Annotated in this window: 15 protein-coding genes; 8 read left to right on the forward strand and 7 right to left on the reverse strand. The window is 44.7% G+C overall.

Features of this window, described 5'->3' with window-relative positions; translation table 11 throughout:
• Nucleotides 1-6: 6 nt before the first annotated feature.
• On the reverse strand, nucleotides 7-300 hold the full coding sequence (locus tag ACF8CV_RS05580; RefSeq protein ID WP_005459692.1) for a hypothetical protein: 294 nt from the start codon (nucleotides 298-300) through the stop codon (nucleotides 7-9).
• A 244-nt stretch (nucleotides 301-544) separates the two neighbouring features.
• On the opposite strand from ACF8CV_RS05580, the gene ACF8CV_RS05585 reads away from it, so the two are divergent.
• Complete coding sequence (locus ACF8CV_RS05585; RefSeq protein ID WP_005459687.1) at nucleotides 545-838, forward strand: helix-turn-helix transcriptional regulator; 294 nt, start codon at nucleotides 545-547, stop codon at nucleotides 836-838.
• 68 nt (nucleotides 839-906) lie between these two features.
• Here ACF8CV_RS05585 and ACF8CV_RS05590 read toward each other — a convergent pair whose 3' ends face one another.
• From ACF8CV_RS05590 to ACF8CV_RS05600, 3 genes are all read right to left on the reverse strand, one after another.
• On the reverse strand, nucleotides 907-2,256 hold the full coding sequence (locus ACF8CV_RS05590; protein ID WP_138938035.1) for an alpha-amylase family protein: 1,350 nt from the start codon (nucleotides 2,254-2,256) through the stop codon (nucleotides 907-909).
• 476 nt (nucleotides 2,257-2,732) lie between these two features.
• Nucleotides 2,733-2,963, reverse strand: coding sequence for a PAS factor family protein (locus ACF8CV_RS05595; RefSeq protein WP_138938036.1), 231 nt, complete (start codon nucleotides 2,961-2,963; stop codon nucleotides 2,733-2,735).
• 286 nt (nucleotides 2,964-3,249) lie between these two features.
• The gene (locus ACF8CV_RS05600; protein WP_138938037.1) at nucleotides 3,250-5,700 is read right to left on the reverse strand and encodes a M9 family metallopeptidase; all 2,451 of its coding nucleotides are present in this window, start codon (nucleotides 5,698-5,700) and stop codon (nucleotides 3,250-3,252) included.
• A gap of 533 nt (nucleotides 5,701-6,233) precedes the next feature.
• On the opposite strand from ACF8CV_RS05600, the gene ACF8CV_RS05605 reads away from it, so the two are divergent.
• The 5 genes from ACF8CV_RS05605 to katG all read left to right on the forward strand — a co-directional run bounded on the left by ACF8CV_RS05605 (nucleotide 6,234) and on the right by katG (nucleotide 12,371).
• Nucleotides 6,234-7,214: a hypothetical protein gene (locus tag ACF8CV_RS05605; protein WP_138938038.1), complete on the forward strand. Its 981-nt coding sequence runs from the start codon at nucleotides 6,234-6,236 to the stop codon at nucleotides 7,212-7,214.
• Nucleotides 7,215-7,470: 256 nt separating this feature from the next.
• Nucleotides 7,471-8,346 carry a hypothetical protein gene (locus tag ACF8CV_RS05610; RefSeq protein WP_029803685.1) on the forward strand — a complete coding sequence of 292 codons (876 nt, stop codon included), beginning with the start codon at nucleotides 7,471-7,473 and terminating at the stop codon, nucleotides 8,344-8,346.
• A gap of 114 nt (nucleotides 8,347-8,460) precedes the next feature.
• On the forward strand, nucleotides 8,461-9,351 hold the full coding sequence (locus tag ACF8CV_RS05615; protein ID WP_138938039.1) for a hydrogen peroxide-inducible genes activator: 891 nt from the start codon (nucleotides 8,461-8,463) through the stop codon (nucleotides 9,349-9,351).
• Nucleotides 9,352-9,608: 257 nt separating this feature from the next.
• Nucleotides 9,609-10,079, forward strand: coding sequence for a Dps family protein (locus ACF8CV_RS05620; protein WP_029810933.1), 471 nt, complete (start codon nucleotides 9,609-9,611; stop codon nucleotides 10,077-10,079).
• Between the two features lie 126 nt (nucleotides 10,080-10,205).
• Nucleotides 10,206-12,371: a catalase/peroxidase HPI gene (katG, locus tag ACF8CV_RS05625; RefSeq protein ID WP_140338085.1), complete on the forward strand. Its 2,166-nt coding sequence runs from the start codon at nucleotides 10,206-10,208 to the stop codon at nucleotides 12,369-12,371.
• 135 nt (nucleotides 12,372-12,506) lie between these two features.
• Here the strand turns inward: katG and ACF8CV_RS05630 are convergent, their stop codons facing one another.
• The gene (locus tag ACF8CV_RS05630; protein ID WP_238988924.1) at nucleotides 12,507-13,037 is read right to left on the reverse strand and encodes a cytochrome b; all 531 of its coding nucleotides are present in this window, start codon (nucleotides 13,035-13,037) and stop codon (nucleotides 12,507-12,509) included.
• Between the two features lie 246 nt (nucleotides 13,038-13,283).
• Between ACF8CV_RS05630 and ati1 the strand changes: the two genes are divergently transcribed.
• Together ati1 and ACF8CV_RS05640 are read left to right on the forward strand one after the other, a co-directional pair.
• Nucleotides 13,284-13,733, forward strand: coding sequence for an Ati1 family type III secretion system chaperone (ati1, locus tag ACF8CV_RS05635; RefSeq protein ID WP_005457555.1), 450 nt, complete (start codon nucleotides 13,284-13,286; stop codon nucleotides 13,731-13,733).
• 40 nt (nucleotides 13,734-13,773) lie between these two features.
• Nucleotides 13,774-15,267, forward strand: coding sequence for a VPA0450 family T3SS effector inositol phosphatase (locus ACF8CV_RS05640; protein ID WP_025500416.1), 1,494 nt, complete (start codon nucleotides 13,774-13,776; stop codon nucleotides 15,265-15,267).
• 91 nt (nucleotides 15,268-15,358) lie between these two features.
• Here ACF8CV_RS05640 and ACF8CV_RS05645 read toward each other — a convergent pair whose 3' ends face one another.
• Complete coding sequence (locus tag ACF8CV_RS05645) at nucleotides 15,359-17,263, reverse strand: S8 family serine peptidase (protein ID WP_140140409.1); 1,905 nt, start codon at nucleotides 17,261-17,263, stop codon at nucleotides 15,359-15,361.
• 355 nt (nucleotides 17,264-17,618) lie between these two features.
• Complete coding sequence (locus tag ACF8CV_RS05650; protein ID WP_025610765.1) at nucleotides 17,619-19,838, reverse strand: nuclease-related domain-containing protein; 2,220 nt, start codon at nucleotides 19,836-19,838, stop codon at nucleotides 17,619-17,621.
• Nucleotides 19,839-19,965: the final 127 nt, after the last annotated feature.

Genomic DNA, 19,965 nt, shown 5'->3' on the forward strand with positions numbered 1-19,965 from the left:
TGAAAGTTACATGAGGTCATTCATCAAAATCTCATACTCTTCATTCGCTTCTTCAACTAAATGAGAAAGCTCTAACGCGTCGGTAACTGCAAGATTGAACTGCCACGGGGTTGCGTCTTCTTTGCCACAAATTCGAGTTTCACACCCACGACTTTCAAAAGATAAATCATCAAACTCGGTCGTATGACGCTCTTCAAGTTCGATAATTTCAACTTCCAATCTTCCAACAGGGTTTACTTTAACGTGCGCGTGTAACTCTGAACTGCTAGACAAACAATAATCTCGATGAACTGCAATCATGGCCGCCTCCTTGTTCTGCCAACTGACAACTCATCAAAGAGTGTAGGAGAGGAAGTTTAAACGTGGGGTGAAATAATAATGAAGATTGATCTGTCTCATTGGAGGAGACAATTTTTGTCATCACAGTATGAGTCGGTATGAAACTCGCCTGAAATCACACAGAGTCAAACCAGAAAAGTTGGCATTCAAGGCGAGTTTCCCTATTATCGAAACACATTTAACGTTGGTCAGTTTAGAGGTCAGTATGGAGCTAGAAGCCGTCGCTAAAGCATTAAAAGAATTAGGGCACCCTACCCGTCTATGCATTTATAAAGAAGTCGTTAAAGCGGGCTATAAAGGCATTGCGGTAGGCGGTGTGCAAGAAAAACTCGGTATTCCTGCATCCACACTTTCTCATCATATTTCCAGTTTAGCCTCTGCAGGACTCATTACTCAGCGCCGTGAAGGCCGTATTCTTTTTTGTGTTGCTGAATACGAATGTTTGGACGATGTCATCGACTTTCTTCGTGCCGAATGTTGCGTGAATGAATGCCAATAACAGCTTTGACGATTCAAATAAAAACGAGCTCCTATTGAGCTCATTTTTATTGTCTTCTGCCGCCGCTTTTATTTTTGTACCAATAACATGAACGACTTTGCCGGAACCTTCTGTTCTATCCCGGCTTTAACGCTTTGATCTGACATCAAATCGAACCAATCACACTCAGTCTTTAGCGATAGCGATTGTGCGCGTGTGGATTTGTTTAGCACCACAATACCTTTCTCTCCGCGTTTTAGCACTAGCATATCGTCATTCCCTTCCAGTACCGTCATTGATTCGCCATGAGTCACATTATGGAACGCGATCATCTTCGCCATACGAGGATCATTCCAAGCGTCTTTCCATCTTGGCTTTCCGTTTTTGTTCTTAATGCCGCTGGTATCCAAATCGGTATAAACCAAAGGCACGCCGCCATCGCGACCAAGAATGTAGGCATAAGCGATCCACTCATCCTCTTCATCCATTATCAAGTCGAGAAAGACGTCGTTGTTGGGAATATCATGCGTCACCACAAAAGTGATGGCTCGACCGTTTGAGAGCGCTTGGCCAAAACAGTAAGGGTCAATCAGAGACTTGAAACTGCCTTTTTTTGAAAACGCTTTAAAGATGGTCGAAAACAGCGGGAAATCATACGCACCTAAACGGGTTTCTTGTAAATACGGCTCAAGAAACAGTTGATACTCTTCTTCTGTTGCACCGCCATCGGTAATGATTTCCCCAAAAATGTGCACATCTTGGGTTATGTCGTCTGTCCATACGCGTTTTAGGTGTTCAAGCGTCATGTGCTTCGCGGCATCAATACGGAAGCCTTTCACACCTATCGCTTTCAATGCTTTTAAGTAAGCTCGCTGCTGCTCGACAACATGTTCACAAACGCGAAGGGTTGGTAAACCAGGATCGGTTGGCCCACCTGTAATTCGGCCATTTTGGACCTGCCATTTATCTTTCCAGTCTTTGATGCCAAACGCTTCAACAAAATCTTCTTCACTAAATAGCGGTTTGGATAAATCGCCGAAAAGCTTCAGAGACTGGTATTTATGTTCGTTTTGTCGGTATTGATCTAACACATCCTGACGAGGATATTGCAGATCACGGCGTAAATGTGCTTCGTTAGCCATGTGGTTAAACACCACATCGGCGTATACCAAAACGCCTACGCGTTCGAGCGCGCGAACCATATAGATGAAGTCTTGGGTGTCACCGAGCGCGTTGTCGATAACACGGTAATCTTGTGGTTGATAGCGCTGCCACCAACGTTCATCGTGGGCGCTTTTCATTGGTGGCGAAACCAGCACCGAGCCATAACCTAGCTGGTGGATTTCATTTGCTCGTTGGGCAATGTCAGCGTACTTCCAATCAAAGGCGTGCAAAATCACGTTTGCACCTGCTGATTGCGTTTCCTGTAAGCCACTCATGTTGTTCTCCTACTCGTTTCCACTCACGATTACTTGTTTGGTTGTTTTGTGTGAATGAACTCAATAGTCGAAATTATAAAAGCTATTCGCGATACGCCCTCACCCTTTTGCGCTTAACTCAAGGCTGAAAATCAAGGCGTAGATACGCCCTGCCTAGCACAATGAGAGTCTGTGAATCACCACCAGTCGATGACAGCTCTTGCCATCCGCAAACCAAATGCAACTAAGCCATTGTTTTTATTTACATAAAATCCAAAAACAAATTCCAAGCAACAAATCCTTATGTACGCCCTAACCCACTCGCTGTAAATGAGTAGGTTATAAAATGCGTTGACGTAACAAATAGTTAAGAAAAGCAAACTGGCAACTAGATCACGTTTGGTGAGAAGGAATTAGCGTCGAAAAGTGTGTTGAGGAAACGAAAAAACAAAAACGGCCCTTGGGGTATTGGGCCGTGATAAAGACAACGAAGTAGATTAGCGTTCTGGTGTTTCCAGAAGTTTAACGGCGCATTCCACAGCGTTGTTGATACCTTGACTGCTCTCAAGCTTACCTGAACTCGCAGGCCCAAGGGCACAAGAGTACAAAGCCAGTTGCTTATCGAACGGCAGATCCAACTGTTCATATAGGTTTTGTCGGATACGTGCATGTTGTTCTGGTTCTTGGCTTGCAAGGCTAATCAACGTGTCATAAATAAGCGTTTTCATGTCATTCCCTTTAATTTTATTGCACGGGGTGCATATATATTGTATCCGTTTAGAAACCACAAATCAGAAGCTAGGTCACAGAACGCGGCGCTAAAAAAGATTATGTGAGAAGGATATGCCAACACAAAATTGAGACGCTTTCGACAAAAATTGACAGATACATCTCGAAATCATGCAAACGTTTGGCATTTAACACTGTTTGAATACAACCAAAAGCAGGAAAAACGAACACGCCGCCAAAAATGGCGGCGTGTTTTTTTGTGTCACGAAACTAACTTAACGTCGATTAGAAGAAATAAACCAGCATCTCTACATCATCACCTTGTTGAGGGGCTTGAAGAGAAAAGTGCACATAGCCCGCTTCAGTCACTGGGATAGCAAGATATTCGTTGCTGCCCGCATAGTTTGATGCGTACTCGTGTTGCTCTGCTGTCGGCCAGTGTTTGCGGCTTGCGTACAAGTCCACATTACCTGCGCCGTAAGGGTCGTTCGCATTTGATTGGCTCGACATCCAAACGCGTACTTCTTTCACGCCTTCAGGCACGTAAACAGCGGCATAACGCTGCTGATGAACCGTTAGCACTTTCGCTTCTCCTGATTCCAAAACCACAGGAGCTAAATCGTCTTGCACTTGTGTTGGTGGCGTTTGCGCTTCAACTTCTAAAGCTGCCACAAGGTTTACGGAGTCGTAGCTATCACGCCCTGTTAAACTGATGTAGTAACGGCCAGCTTTAACGTAACCATTTTGCTCTGGCGCAAATTGAATCTCTTCATTGCTACCGTCCGCGTATTGGCTCATTTCGAAGTCGTAGTAATGCGCCACTTTGTTGTAGCTCATGTAAAGGTCGGCATCACCCGCCCCTTCAATAGAGACACTAAAGCGAACGGTGTTAGCAGGCACGTCAACGTAGAACAGTTTTTCGCTATATGCTTCGCCACTCAGTTGAAGGCTTTGGTTCGCCGCCAGTTCCGTCACTTGCACTTCAGGATCGGTTGGTTCGCTTGGCTCTTCTGGATCCGTTCCTGGTTGCTCCGGTTCAACTACCACTTCTAACGTATCTAACCAACGATCAAATTCCGCATCATATTGTTGACCAAGCACAGTAACCTGCTGCGCCCATTGTGCAAACTGACCTGAACGAGACAACGCCAATAAGCTCTCTACATCTTGAGGGTGGTTTTCTAGCATGAAGCGAACTGCCAGGTAACCCCAACGGTAAATGCGGTTGCTATCGTGCGAGTATGTGGTGTCAAACACGGTTGAAAGGCTCAGTTTGCCACTTGGGATCAGATCGATCGCGGCCTTGTAACCTTGTTTGTAATGCATGTATTCCGCAAAGCCTTCCAGCCACCAAACGATATGACCATGAGCTAAGTTGTCGCTGAATGAACCGTATTGGTTGAAACGTGCATCCAAGTAGTGAGTGTACTCGTGCTCAAGGTTCAAAATAGATAGATCTTCGCCATTCGCGTAGCGATAAGCCACGAAACGCGCCGTATTATCGGCTCTTGACGGAGTCCCCTCTAAGTACTGACCACCGTTATCCGTTGTATTGCCAAACAGGAATGAAGAGTAATCAACGTAACTGTCGTTGCTTGCAAACACCGCGACTTCAACACGATCGTTCAAGTCATCCGCCACTGGTTGATTGCCAGTATTCGCAACTTGATGGAAGTCTGCTTCTTTCGCAGCAAGCACTTCACACGCTTTCGCAGCTTGAGCATCGGTGAGATCTTCAGAGCGAATGATGGCAGGTCCCTGACATTCGAAACGATTTGGCATCACGCGTGCTGCTAGATCTTGCTTCGCTTGCTCTAGGTTTAGACCATTCAAACCCTCAGGCGCGTAGTAACTCATCATCTCAACGGCGGCAAGCCACAGTTTGTCGTGCTCACTGCCCAATGGGTAACGCTGCATCACTTGTTGCATGACAGCCAATGCTTTGCGTTTGGTTTCTTGATCTGGGCTCGCAAGTAGACGACCAGTTTCACGTAATGCATTGAAAACGATAAAATTTGCATCTGTATCTAACGCCCATGCATTGTCAGAAGCGAATCGCGCTAACGTATCAATATGGTGAGTGTTGTTTGCCATGTAGCGGTAGAACGCATCGTTCGCCGCGTGACCTGCCATAGAGCGGAACAAGTTGTTCAGGCCATCAACCCATTGGGTATCTTTCGCGGTGTCACGGTTAAAGTGCATCAACGCGGCCATCATGCTATCCATGGTCAGCGGCAACTGCTTCACGTTATCAACCATCAAAGTCAGGCTCTTCATTGCGCCAACTTGCTCACGGCCTTGATCCAAAGCATGAGGGTTGTTAAGGAACAGGTTCGTTGACTGGGCAAAACGCTGACTCAATGCTTCTGAAAACTCAGGTGTGCCAGTGCCAGCGTTGTAACGAACGTAATACGCCGCACGAACAAATTCGCCTAGATTTTCTAGAACGCGAGCTTGTTCTGCTTCACCACGATAGCGTGCAATTTCTTGATCCAACGCGACTTGAATGCGGCTTAAACTTGCTTCGCTATAAATATCATTCAGCGTTGCTGAAGGCGCAGAGAACCAAGCGTGGTAGCAATCATATTCAGCGCCAGAAACGGCAGCGGCCAAATCACGCGATTGTTGTAAATCAGCAACAGCACACTGATTTTGGGCAAAAGAGAAGCTAGAAACACTCGCTAGCATGCAAGCAAGCGCCAAACGATGACGCGGGAAAAAACGGATATGAGACATAACAACACTCATTGATTATAAAAATAAATTGAGTGGGGTTTATATTCCTTACAGCTCAAACAGTGAAATCAGTATCATAAAATTTATGAAACCGATCCCAAAAATAGACTTATTACTCTAATTTAATGGGACCAATCCCACACAGAAAAACTCAATAATTATTAATAAAAACATTAATTTACCTTTTCCTAAATAAATCAATATGAGTCAAAAGTGACTCAAAAAATGAAATTTATCGCACCAGACCAAAAAGTTAGTTAATAGCTCAACTGAGAACAATTGAAAACGAGTTTTCATTATGAGACATGAACCAGATAAGCATCAAAACACATATCTGAGAGCGATGAATGATGGTAAATTCTCGCCACACGTCGTGCCTAATACTCTATTGCATAATGACATCATCCTTTTTTGTCGAAACGTAATATCAATGAGAGTAAAACCTGCATCGAGCAAATCACGGCACTGAACTAGGACTACATATCCCCTTCCATCACACCAGAAAGAAGTGGGACTTAAAAGGATCAGAAACCATGTCACTTTGGGGATTTTTAGGAGCGGGGCTTGCTTACTTATTAATGACGTTTGCCTTTGTTTTTGGCGGCATTTTTTGGTTATGTGCGGAAGGTAATACATTAAGAGAAACAAAACGCCAATCATCGATAATGTCAGGGATTATTGTTTGCACTATGGGAACTTGGGTGATTGCATTTAGTATTTATATTTACGGTTACTTTTGGGATAACTCTTCTCACTATTATTTTTACTTGCTCGCTCCATGGCCTCTTGCCATTGTAGGCGTAACACTTCGTAACCATTGGGTTAGCCAATACGCAAGTGTAAAACAAGAAAAAAATGAAAAGTGGCAAAGGCACTGGAGAGAAATATTAGGCGAAGATACTGAAGATCTTCCACCGTATCGATATGACTTCGGGCTCTACTCAGGCATTTGGCAAGCCAATGAAACACTCAGAGAGCAGTGCTTTGCAGCGCTTACTCACGGGAATTCAGTCTATGAGAGAGTAAAGGCTTTTCAAAAAATGACTACTCACGAGCACAACACCGATGATCAAATTTTGCTGAGTAAACTCGCCCAATTAGAGAATGAAATTATCCAAGCACTGGAACAACACTCGCAAAAAAACGTAAGCATTGAAACAGGCTCTGGTACTTTATGCAAAGAGTCAAAACGCAATGTTTATCGCCATGAGAATGGCCCAACAGAAGAACAACTGTACGACTCAATCAATCTCCAACATGATTTGGATCGAGAGCTACGTAACATTATCTATGGCAGTCTTGGTGACGATGGCTTGGATGAATACTTTTTCCTCCGAGCGCCACTCGAAGAGCTTACCGAGAATGAAACCGCAATCAACTGGATGCTTTGGGGTTTAGTAAGCAACCATTTTGACGTTGACCCATACCAAACGGCGTTGGAGCTCAATTTAATGAATGCGGAACCAAGATGGGGACAAGATGAGCGGTTTGTGGTGGTAACAACGGCAGTTTGAACGACTTTACGCGTTGATTACTAGACGCCTTAAAGCTGAAAATATTGCCCTGCCCGATAAACAACCAACTTATTGACTACAAGCTCATTTATCATAATCGAGATAAGCACAACGTTGCTCATCAAGCACTTAGGAGGCGCATTCGTCACGATCTCATCCAGAGCTTTCATCGGCTTCATGAGACATCGTAAAGAACTGTGCTTCCCATTTCTGCGTATATACTTTCTATCAACAGATGCCTTTTCAGAGAGTAGTTATGTTAGAAGAACGACTTTATGAACGTTATCTGCCTGGGTACTTAGAAAGTAATAGTGAAGAAGAAAAGCAGCGCCTATGGCAGCAAGCTGACCCTAACACGATTTATCAGCTCAATAGCGAATTACAAAAACTGCACGGCGAGGGTAACGACCTCATATCTTTTAGTGACTCCAATCGTTCGCACCTCCCGATCACCGCTTGGCCGGACATGCTATCGGCCGACATTGCCTTTTGGCGCAAGCACCAACACTGGTTGTTGCAAAGTAATGATCCGGTCACTGCAACTAATGAAGACGACTTGAGCGTGAATTATAAAATTCCGCTCAATTACATCAATCAATACAATGGTGAACATTTACGCCTGTTCTACGGGTCTCGCCTCGTTTATGCGAGATTGTTCAGCGCCCTGCACTACATTTTGAATCACGTTAAATCGGTGATCGAAGATTGGAGCCACGATCGCTACCCCTATCAATTACCCATAGAACTGTACACACCAACGACAAGTGAGCCGCAATCGGCAGTACGAAATACATATCACCATTTCAATAGTGCTAACTATCAATCACTTAAAAACTATTTCCAGCAGCACTATTCAAGTTGGATTGAAGAGCAGTATCTCAATTGGATGTTCGAACTCAACACACAACTTAATCACCAAACCGCCGCCACTTACATCATTGAATACGAGGACGAGCTTGGCATTCCGCGTGTGGACTTTATTTGCAAAAACGAAAACACTTTGCGGATGATTCGCCCCGCTCATTTTGTTGAAGACATGCGACAAATGGTGAGTTCGACCGATTATCTTGATCACCAAGTACAGCAAGTCGCGCTCAGAATCGAACGGCAATGCCGAGCGAAAGGATGGTAGATAAAGGCAGGAACAACGTTAGGGAAATTCGAACAACAAAAAGCCATCTTCTAAGCTTGATCATTAGAACGAGAAGTTTGAACGGCGAGAAGACTCAACGGATGGATAAACGCTATGCTATCGATAAAACAATTATCTTATGCCTTGGCTGTCTCAAAAACGCTGCATTTTCGTAAAGCAGCAGATTTGTGTCATGTTCGCCAATCAACGTTGAGCACAGGCGTCAGTGAACTGGAGCGTCAACTAGGCATTAAGATTTTTGAGCGGGACAATAAAAAAGTGCTCGTCACGCCACTTGGTCGTGAAGTTTTAGACAAAGCCAGCAACATTATGCTTCAACTGGAAGACATGGCACACCTCGACCACAGTTGCGGCGAACCTTTTTGCTTTCCGTTGTCCATTGGCATGATCCCGACCATTGCACCTTATTTTCTGCCAAAGTTGTTACTCACCTTAAAAGAGCAGTACCCGAACGCGAAAATAGACATCGTCGAAGAACAGTCGCATGTCCTTGTCGACATGGTTCACAGCGGTGAGATTGACGCGGCCGTGCTGGCCATCCCCTACCCTTGTGACGGCTTGTTAACGTTAGAGTTTTGGCAAGAAGACTTTTACTGGGTCGCGCTCGATGGGCAAATGCACACAGACAAAAGCAGCATTACGTCCGAAGAACTACAAGAAACCAACCTCATGCTGCTTAAAGAAGGCCACTGCCTCAAAGATCATATTTTGGATGCCTGCCGCCTCTCAGAACAAACCTCCAATCAGGAATACCGTGCCACCAGCCTAAACACGTTAATTCAAATGGTAATGAGTGGAATGGGCACAACCTTGATCCCGGAAATGGCACTGGAACAGCTCGTCACGCACTACCCAGTATTATCGGCAGTGCATTTAAATGAGCCCGGCCCTCACCGCAGAATAGCCCTCGCGTTTCGCCCAAACTATGTGGACGTTTCCAGTCTCGAAGCGCTTTCCCGTATCGCGAAGCAATCTCTCAAATAATCTCGAAATCAAAATCGTTTAAACCCAGCAGCATGCCGTTACCTCGGTGTGCTTTGTGTGCTTTGTGTGCTTTGTGTGCTTTGTGGGCGTTGGTATTTGCTATAGACAACGCCTTCCATTCAGTAATCAAAATTTTCGAACGTTACATTCATTTTTATCATTTTTACAAATCAGAACATCTATCCAATACTTTTTTTAGTTGTTTGCTGACGGCTTACAAAAAGTCGTGAAACCAGATGGAATAAGAGGAAGCTAGCATGACGCACATCGATATCGGCATTGATAGAGAGCACCGATTAAGCACCGCAGAGGGCTTGAAGCAGCTCTTGGCAGATTCTTACACGCTCTATCTGCAAACGCACAACTTCCACTGGAATGTGGAAGGCCCGAACTTCAGAGAACTGCATCTCATGTTCGAAGAACACTACACCGAACTTGCGACGGCTGTTGACGAGATTGCCGAGCGCATACGCACACTGGACGTTCCCGCACCCGGCACGTTTAAAGAGTTCGCCAAACTTAGTGTAATTGTAGAGGTTGAAGGCGTTCCAAGCGCGACGGAAATGGTCGACATACTCACGCACAATCACGAACAAGTCGTAAAAACCGCACGTAAAGTGTTAAAGCTAGCCCAACAAGCGGATGACGAATCTAGCGTGGCGTTGGTATCGGACAGAATGCGCATCCATGAAAAAACAGCATGGATGTTACGATCGCTGCAGAAATAACGCCGAGCGAAACGACCTAAGGATAATGCTCTGCATTAAAACATCACTAATTAATAACGGATGCCCGTGTTTGTTCACCAGTTGTACCGACTAGCACTCGCAAAACGCAAGAATGGGAGAATTAACATGACACAAGAAAAAGCGCATTCCGCAGGCAAATGCCCCGTAATGCATGGCTCCATGACCACCAATGACAGAACAGAAAAGAACTGGTGGCCGAAGTCGCTCAACCTCGACATTTTGCATCAACACGACGCTAAAACGAATCCAATGCCGAGTGATTTTGATTACCAAGAAGAAGTCAAAAAACTCGATTTCGCTGCACTCAAACAAGACCTCATCGCACTAATGACCGATAGCCAAGAATGGTGGCCTGCTGACTGGGGACATTATGGCGGCTTGATGATTCGTATGTCATGGCATGCGGCAGGGACTTATCGAATCGCAGATGGTCGCGGCGGTGCGGGCACCGGTAATTTACGTTTTGCCCCGCTAAATTCATGGCCAGATAACGCTAATCTCGACAAAGCAAGACGTATCCTTTGGCCGATTAAGAAAAAATATGGCAACCAACTGAGCTGGGCCGATCTCATTGCGTATGCCGGTACAATGGCTTATGAATCCATGGGGTTGAAAACGTTCGGCTTCGGATTTGGGCGCGAAGACATCTGGCACCCAGAAAAGGACATTTATTGGGGCTCAGAAAAAGAATGGCTGGCACCTACCAACAACCCTAACAGTCGCTATTCAGGTGAACGGGATTTAGAGAATCCACTCGCCGCTGTGATGATGGGCTTAATTTATGTCAACCCAGAAGGCGTGGATGGACAGCCGGATCCACTCAAAACCGCGCACGACGTACGAGTTACGTTCGCTCGAATGGCAATGAATGATGAAGAAACCGTTGCCCTAACCGCTGGTGGCCACACCGTAGGTAAAGCGCATGGTAACGGTGATGCAGCCAATTTAGGCCCAGAGCCAGAAGGTGCCGACATTCACGACCAAGGATTAGGTTGGTTAAACAAGACAACCCGCGGCGTAGGCAACAACGCGGTCACCAGTGGGATTGAAGGCGCATGGACAAGCCAGCCAACGCAATGGGATAACGGCTATTTTCATCTGCTGTTAAATTACGATTGGGAACTGAAAAAAAGCCCAGCCGGCGCATGGCAATGGGAACCTATCGACATTAAAGAGGAAGACAAACCGGTCGATCCTGAAAACCCTAACGTTCGGCATAACCCAATCATGACCGACGCCGATATGGCGATGAAGATGGATCCGGAGTATCGCAAAATCTCAGAGCGCTTCCATAGCGACCCGGCCTATTTCGCCGACACCTTTGCTCGGGCTTGGTTTAAATTAACGCACAGAGACATGGGGCCTAAGGCTCGCTACATCGGCCCTGATGTCCCGCAAGAAGACCTCATCTGGCAAGATCCGGTTCCTCACGGCAATGCAAACTATGATGTAGACGCGGTAAAAGCCAAAATCGCAGCCAGTGGGTTATCGGTCAGTGACATGGTCACAACCGCTTGGGACAGTGCACGCACGTTCCGTCAGTCTGACAAACGTGGTGGCGCAAACGGCGCTCGTGTTCGCTTAGCACCACAAAAAGACTGGCAAGGTAACGAGCCAGAGCGGCTAGCCCGAGTACTACCGGTGTTGGAAAGCATCGCGAAAGATACGGGAGCCAGCGTCGCTGATGTGGTCGTATTAGCAGGTAACGTCGGTATTGAGCAAGCCGCCAGCGCTGCTGGTGTTAACGTCACTGCGCCTTTCCTTCCAGGACGTGGCGACGCAACACAGGAGATGACGGATATTGAGTCTTTCGAGGTGTTAGAACCGTTGCACGATGGGTATCGAAACTGGCTCAAACAAAACTACGTTGTAACACCAGAAGAAATACTGTTGGATCGCACCCAGTTGATGGGGTTAACTGCCGCTGAAATGACGGTGCTCGTCGGAGGGATGCGCGTTCTTGGCACAAATCATGGCGGTAGCAAACACGGTGTGTTCACAGACCGAGTCGGCCAACTTACCAACGATTTTTTCATTAACCTAACCGACATGAACTACACGTGGGAACCCGTTGGCGAAAACCTTTACGAAATCCGTAGCCGTCGCTCCAAAGATGTAAAATGGACAGCGACCCGCGTCGATCTTGTCTTCGGCTCAAACTCAATACTCAGAGCCTATGCCGAGCTGTATGCGCAAGATGACAACGCAGGAAAATTCGTTGAAGACTTTGTCGCCGCGTGGACCAAAGTGATGAACGCCGACCGATTTTGATGTCATCCAAAGCGAAGCCTAATTTAACAATTAGGCTTCGCTTATATTAAAATGGCAGGTATCACTTACCTGCCATTTTGTTGCTCAGAAACCTTCGAAGCACATTCTTGTTTTGTCTTATCAAGCTGTGTCTTATCAAGCTTTGCCCAACATTCTCAGCAACGTTCCGTCCTGCTTAATAAAGTGATGCATAAAGCTGGCACCAAGGTGCAAAACCAATAGGAATGGCAACAACGCTTCACCACTAAACTCGTGGATCCCCTCGCTCAGCTCTTTCAGCATGTGTATTTCTCTGCCAGAACTCACTAATTCAAAACCAAACAGGCTCAGGCCGTACCCTTCTCCTACAGAAACCGCGATACCAGACAAAGGCAACACCACAGTTAAGGCCAAAAGAGAGTACATAACCACAGCCGCCGCGATAGACTCAAATTTACTTCTTTCAGTCATAGGTTTTGGCATACCCGCAATGAGTCTCCCAACTAACCTAGGCACGCTCAAGGCTAAGACTAAAAGTCCGAATGACATGTGAGCATTAAAAAGTAAGTTGTTTGATTCATCATCCATAACTAGACCAGAAATGAGTACCGCAATCATTCCAAGCCCGATAACCCAATGGAAAAACATCATTGATTTTGAGATTGCATTGTTCGTTTTCGCGTCCATCTTCTTTCTCCATGTAAAAGACATGGTTATTCTTCACATGAGCCATGAATAAAAGATGAATACTTTATTCAGACAAACCACTCTCAGACGAACTAAACAGGTCGCCGCCCTCTAGTTGTGGTCCGTGTTGATACGATAAAAATAAAAACTTACGCCCATACTCAATATCCTTCCACACCCTCACTCTTATACTCTTTCCCAAAATGAGTAATAACCATAATAAATTTTTAGATTGAGGGGAAAACAATGGATATCTACCAAGAAAGCATCAGTTTTTTAGGTAACGACGCGAACTTCGATGCAAACGGATTATTTCAATGCGAACTGTCATCGAATACAAATGACCATGATGAAGCGCTTTTCTTAACCATATTTAAGAACGAAACCACCATCAATTTGCACATGTCGTTGACCAGCCCTGTTGAGTTGCCAACACCTCTGCCAGAAGCCATCGCAATTGCAATCGGTGAACACGCGCTAGAACCATTTCGAGGTGGTTTCGGTGTTGGTTTAATGCCGGACAGCCGCAGACTGACCGTTTATAAGGTTATTTCGTTAGCTAATAAGCCTCAAAGTTATGTTCAAAACACATTCCAACAACTGCTAGAAAAAATTGAGCAGTGGCACCTCTTCATTGAACAAACCGATAACGAAGAAGCAATTCCAGAACAATTACCTGCTGGGATTTTCATTTAATCCCGCTAAAAACGACCATGTTTAGAAATGAGTTTATTTTATGTCGACAATTCAAATTAATAGTCAACATCGAGGTAATTTAGACCTCGCAGATATTCAAAATATCAAAACCAATGCGAAAGAAGGCGATACCGTTAAATTTGGCTCTGTATTTGGTAAAGAATACAGCGTTACCAAAAGCAATGATGGTGAAATTAGCCTCAAACAAAAAGAAAATCGCAGCTTTTTTAATCGCTTTTTTAGCAAAACAGATTCATCGAAAAACAGCGACTTAAAGCTGAACTTGATGAACCAACAACTGCACAAAAAAGAGAACAACGGCAACGTTAAGGTCCTGACGTTAACGTACAACCAAGCCAACCAAAAGATGCCTGCAGAGACGAAGAACTACTTCCAAAACCTTATCCAAAAGGGTGACTATGATGTGGTCTTATTTGCCGAACAAGAATCGAAATTGCTTGCTAACGACCTAGAACTCGATGGCATGAACCTGCTTAGCCAAAACAAAATGAAAGTCATGACTAAAGGGCTTGGTGAAGGTATCAGCTACACTTCGATGTCTGTTTTTGCGAAAGATGGCGTCGATATTAACGTGAAAAATGAGTCTGAATATCGTCACGGCATCGGTGGACGAAACATGGAATTCTTCATGGGCATCACGGGTAATAAAGGCGGCGTGAAAACGGCTTTGGAGATCAATGGACAACCTTTAAACGTCATTTCTGCACACCTGGATTCCAACAAAGAAGTCAAACGTGAGTTCGAAGGCAACAAGTTGATGGAAGGCATTAATCCAAATGAGGAAGTTCTGATCACTGGCGATCTCAATGAACGTGAGAAGCGCGTTGCTGAAGGCTCTGATGTGCTGTACGACCCAATTGCCCACGATGATACGCACTTAGCGAAACATGGCTTTAAGTTCAAACCACTCGATAGCCATACTTACATGCAGCTAGATAAGCACACTGGCAATATTAAGCAGAAAGAAGGCCGAGATCGCCCTGACTTCGGTGAGCTGGATAACACTGGTTTAACCAACAAAACGGGCAACTTACAGAACCACCAAACCAGTGTTATCACTGATGGTTTTGAGAATGTCAGCGACCATAAGCCAGTGCAGTCAACATTCGAAGTCAGAAGCTTTTCTCAAAAGTTGATTGAAAACGCATTTACTCAAAATGCCAATGACTTTAAAAATGATGCCGCCTATCTGAAGCCAGGCACGAACCCAGCTAACGCAACGTTTGATGATGTAACCTCTGCTAACCAAGCACGTCTGGGTTTAGAAAACTTAAACCCGAATGAACAAGCATTCGTGAAAGAGAATTTTGCGAGCTTTATTATCGGTAAAGACGCGATCTTCAGCCAGCTAACTAGCGGCTTTATGGAGGAGATGGGCCAACTTCATGCCTCTGATCTTGCTAAGAACCCAACTCATCTACAAGCGCAGCAAATTGCGTTGAGCGAAAAATACGAACAGCTAAGCGATAAAGTAAACGCTGAGTTTAATAAACAATTCGTGGCAAATCTTTAGCCACAGAGCCGTATTTATCTCTGTTCGATATGGAAAACATAGAAAGTTAAAAACACAAAAAGGCCCTCTTCTCGGGCCTTTTTCATGGCGATCATTTGTTCGGCTTTCCTCCACCTTTTCCGCCGCCCTTACCACCACCAGAACCCGCAACCGTGATGTTATCGCTCCATCCACTCCAGAACAAAGAACCATCGCTTTGCTGAATGGTGCCAACACGATAATGCACTTCGCCATTGGCGCTGGAATCTTCAAACGTCGTGACCGTAGGGTCGAGAACATCCCAACTGCTTAGGCTTTGCCATCGATTACGTTTTGCATTCCAACTCTCGCGTTCGACTCTAAAGCCTGCAATGGCACCTTGATCCCCCGAATAGTTCCAAGTGAGAGAAACAATACTATTGTTGATCGAGATGGAAAGAGCTTCTGGTGCCTTAACGACTAGAGGAGGTGGTGGTGGCGGTTCCGAAGGTGTCGCAGTCAGAGCTCCCACCAAATTAAGTCGTCCGTATTGAGAGATGCTCTGTAAATCTTGCCCATCAGCACCTATTGGATCCGTTCCCTGTTCCAACATCATACGAATCATCTGGTTACAAGGTACGCCAGAGGCATCTTGGCAAGTTGCAGGATCGGATAACTGATCTGCATATTTGTATGCCCAAAGTAACGCAGCTGCGCCAGCAACATGAGGGCTGGCCATGGATGTACCCGACTGCCAATGCAGACAGGCGTCATTATCGTAATCGAAGGTACCACACTGCTCATTTGGCATCGTCGAGAGAATACTGTCACCGGGTGCCATTAGCGACACCCAATCGCTACCGAAAGTAGAAAAACTGGCACGATTGTCATCGTCATCCGTCGCACCTACGGCAATCACGTTGTCATAAGCTGCGGGATAGTTCTTGATCGGGTCTCCGGCGTTCCCTGCTGCGCTCACTAACAACACGCCTTTCCCCCAAGCGTAGTTAACGGCATCATTTTCCGCTTGGCTATAACCGACTAAGCTAATCGGGTTGCCCTCTTCATCGATTTCATCAGAGCCATAACTCATGTTAATCACGTGGTAGCCGTTATCGGCAGCATAGGTGATCGCATCAATGGAGGAAGATAGCGGGCATACCCCCGTCGCAGCGATAAGGAAGCAGCCAAAAAATGGGTCGCAGCTATAAATCAGATATTCGTAGCACGTCTTCAGGTTGCCAACAGAACTGTTAAAACCGACCCCAGCAATACCAATACCGTTATCTGTCTGAGCCGCCGCAATACCTGCGACATGGGTGCCGTGTCCAACCACGTCCTCTAACGTATCACTTTGATAATCGGTGATGAACTTCTGCTGCTCAACACATTTTCCGTTCCCGAACTCAATGCTACTCACGCTATCCCCTGCCATACGACAATCAATACCGGAATCGAGAATGGCTATCTTGACGGCAGAACTACCTTTCGTCATATCCCAAGCTTCGGGAGCATTGATATCTGCACCAGGCAAGCCAGAGGCCTCATCCAGATACGGACCAAATAGTGGGTCATTCACCACGGTAGAATGTACTTGCCCAGTATTATTGAGCGCCCACTGCTCAGAAAAGTAGTCACTAGCATAGATACTTCCACCGAGACCTTCATTGGGAACATACTGAACAATGTGGTTGATATCAGGTTCTGCATACAACACATTCGGGTTCTGGTTAAAACGGGCTAACTGCGCTTCCACTGTTCCAACGGGCACTTGCAAGACATGCACATCAATGCCGGAAATGACTTTGAGCGCTTCGGCTCTGCTCTCACGCATCAACTCCCCTACGTCAGACGCCGCTGCACCGGGACGGAATTTAACGAGAATACGATCCACGGCATAAGCCGGAGGTGGAGCTGTATGAACGGGATGAGGATGACTATCGAGGTAAGCCTGCGGTATAGCAAGGCTTTCTGGAACCGCCGCTTGCACAATGGCAGACGACAACAATAAAATCGGCAAGGATAATGAATGATGCATGGCACTATACTCCGTGTTGGATAAGTCCCTTCCTTGACTGAGGAACTCCATTTGCCAGATGAAACGGCAGCGGGTACGACTCAGCCCCCATCAAAACCTTTTAGCTTAGAATAGAAGTCTAATGATAAATTTACCAATAAGGAAAATATCTAAGGCATGTAATAGACCGATAGCAACGGTGAGAAAATGAGCGGGGGCTAACTATTTTCTTTGAAAAACCAGAAAAATGTTTCTGGTCGGTAAAACACTGTCACCACATCAATTTGGGAAGAGAAGAGCGTTCTAAACGCATTTTTGGACAGAAATGAGTTACAGGTGAACCGTAAATGGATAGCCTAGAAATTATCTAGGTTCCTCAGGACTTACCACAATTAAAATGGTCTGCACTTTCCCAGACTCTAGAATGCTCTATAACTTCTAGAAATTCTTTGCCACTAAACCCATTTTCGTACAATGAGTGCGCTTCGGAAACAAGGTTCACCTGTTCACCTGACGCTAGTGATGACGAGAATTTTTGTTCTTGGTTACATAAGAAGTGAGCATTGTCGGCTAATGCAATAAGAAGCTCTTCTATTGTTACCTTCATAAATCCTGAAAAATACTCATGGTCAAATTCAATGGATGTATCGGCAATCAACCCAACTACGTTGGGAGTATCGGTAGTTAACTTTAAAGTTTTCCTAAGCTGATCATCTACTTGAATCTCCCTTATTATTGCATCAACTTTCTTCCTCACTTGCATACCTGCTTTGCGTAAAGTTTTATCTCGATGATAAAAGATTTCAGACTTGGTCGTTCTGCAATACGTAGATTTAACTTCGATAACAATCACGATGTTATCTATTACACAAATTAAATCTATTTCCCCAACGTCTGATCCCCCACAGCTTTTAACGGTAAAGTTTTTTAACACTGAGAACCCTCTGAGCTTGAATTCATCACCCAGCTGGTTTTCGATTCTTGTTGTCTCATCCTTCAATGAGCTACGTTGATTTGCAAATCGGCGTAGATTATTTACAGCATTAACTGAACTTATTTGAGCTGACATTAGCCAAGGGAGTTGAACACAATAACTACCGATTTTAAAGACAGGTTTTTCGGTTAGTGGCTGAAGTTCACTGGTCGGAGAGGCTTTCAAAAGCGCACTGCGCTTTTTCAAATCAAGGCACCAGAAATCTAAAATTGCTTTAGCTGCATTGATATTGCCATTAGGGAAATCATCCGATACCGTCCAGCCGACAATATTATTGACCTTATCTTTCCAAAGCGACCATGTGATGGGGAATCGATTTTGTCCTGTCGCTAGTCCTTGTATGGTAACTAATCCAATGGCTTTCTTCCAATCACCTACCTCTGCATACTCTCGATCAAATGCTTCGATATACTCCTTTGAATAAAAAGATATCATTAGCTCTTGAGCTAATAGTGCCTGGAACAGATTGACGTTGAATCCTGAACTAATGGTCACGGATGATGTAAATCCATACACCTTCTGAAGTTCGAGTGAACTTGCTATTGCTTTGACGTAAGCGAGTTGGTTACTTTCATGGTTCTCACTTGTTCCAATTTGTTTGGATGCCATACCAGAACTTATGAACTCATTTACTGCTAAGTTAAACCAATAACCCCTAAGCATTTTTTGTCGATTTCCATTCCGCTCCCATGTATCGTCTAAACCACTATCTAGATGCGTCAATGTTAAACGTTCATTTTTGACCGAAAAAAGAAGCGAATCATCAAAACAGAATGGATAAACACTCTGAGATATAAACTCATCGAGTTCCACTTGAGCTTGCACTAATTGGCTGAAAATTTCTAAAAAAGCCTCTGCTCTAGAATTATCTTCATTTGAAGGAAAAATTAGAGGAGCATGATATTTCTTTAAAGACTGTGAAATCTTAATATCGTTTAAGGTAAAACTTTCATTTGATACATGTCTCAGCTTCCATTGCATTAACTCTGTTAACGCTCTTAACTGTGAATCTGCACTTATGAGCCCACCGTCAAACGAAACAGCCTGTTCCTTTAAGTGTTTAAATGAGTAAGCAGCAGATAATGACATCAACTCAAACAAAGTTAAAGGCTGTAACGGTTTGCTGAATTCCTTTACTAAATTTAGCCTGTCTTTATGTGCTGATTGGAATGCTTCGCATGTAGTGATGAGCTCTATTAGTTCATGTGGGTTTTGATTGGCTAGTGTTCTAATCTCGTTCCACTTTGCATGCTCTTTCTTTAAAACCAATTGAGAACGACGAATTGCAGTGCGAATAGTCACAGGAGACTCTGCGTAAATCTTAGTCATTAAGTTGAAATTTTTGGCGATATCCTGCGCGAAGTAGCGTGTTAACGCGAGTATGAAAATATCAGTTTTATATGTTGATAGTGGAATGTCAAAAACAAACTTTGAGTTCCAAAAGGATTCATCTCGGTTTGGTTGGGGTTTCGTTTTCCTTTTCTTTGAAGGATTTCTGTAAAGATATGCCTCGATCACAAGCTTGTATGGACAATAACTATACCCTCTCTCCTTTAAATCTAAGAAAAGTTTGTCAAAGTAATTAAGTTCACAATCTAACATCAAGGATTCCATTCACTATATAGTGTTATGCCATTTCACTAACCTAAACCATTGCACAATAAAGAGGAATCGGTATGCCCCGCGATTCCCTAGACACTCTTATGGTATAAGCAGAAATAGGGAAATA

This window comes from Vibrio sp. zbq_1, assembly GCF_043102935.1.
Classification (GTDB): Bacteria; Pseudomonadota; Gammaproteobacteria; order Enterobacterales; family Vibrionaceae; genus Vibrio; species Vibrio parahaemolyticus.